Annotated in this window: 1 protein-coding gene; it reads left to right on the forward strand. The window is 56.9% G+C overall.

All coding sequences use genetic code 11. The annotated features are described in order from the left end of the window. Window positions 1–178: 178 nt before the first annotated feature. Window positions 179–710, forward strand: a 532-nt coding sequence (locus tag K5E19_RS23220; protein WP_311775527.1) for an MHYT domain-containing protein, incomplete at its 3' end; no start/stop codon positions are given.

Raw genomic sequence — 710 nt, forward strand, 5'->3', positions numbered from 1 at the left:
GCTTAAACTGGTGAACTGCTCAGAGCTGGAATAAGCCGCGAATATCATCAAAAAGCGCCTTATCACCCATTAAAAACGGGGATTTAAATCCCTTTTCGTCATTCCGTTCCGGTGATAATGTCACTGCCCTTTCAGGCGCTTTCGCATAACCTCTCACTGAGAATGAGTTAAACCCACCATGCTGGTTAGCCAATACAACCAAATCCTCGTTGTCGTCTCCTTCGTTGTTGCCATCCTTGCTGCCTATACCGCGCTCAACATGGCCGCGCGCGTTGCGGGCAGTCAGGGTATCGCTGCACGCGTGTGGCTGGCGGGCGGCGGCGTGGCGATGGGAATCGGCGTGTGGGCGATGCATTTCATTGGCATGCTGGCGATGGATCTCTCCATGCGTATGAGCTATAGCCCGACGCTAACGGTGCTCTCAATGATCATTGCTATCGGCTCGTCGATGTTTGCACTGTGGCTGGTCAGCGGCGAACAACTGCGGTTACGACGTCTGCTGCCGGGCGCTTTAGTGATGGGCACAGGCATCGTGGCGATGCATTACACCGGTATGGCCGCGCTGGAAGTGACGCCGGGCATTATCTGGGACAAGACCTGGATTGCGATCTCGGTAGTGATTGCGCTGGCGGCCTCACTTGCGGCGCTGTGGCTGACCTTCCGGCTGCGCCATGAAGCCGCGCAGGTCGCGCTGATGCGTCTGGGTGCAG

It is taken from the genome of Enterobacter sp. RIT637 (genome assembly GCF_019718755.1).
Classification (GTDB): Bacteria; Pseudomonadota; Gammaproteobacteria; order Enterobacterales; family Enterobacteriaceae; genus Enterobacter.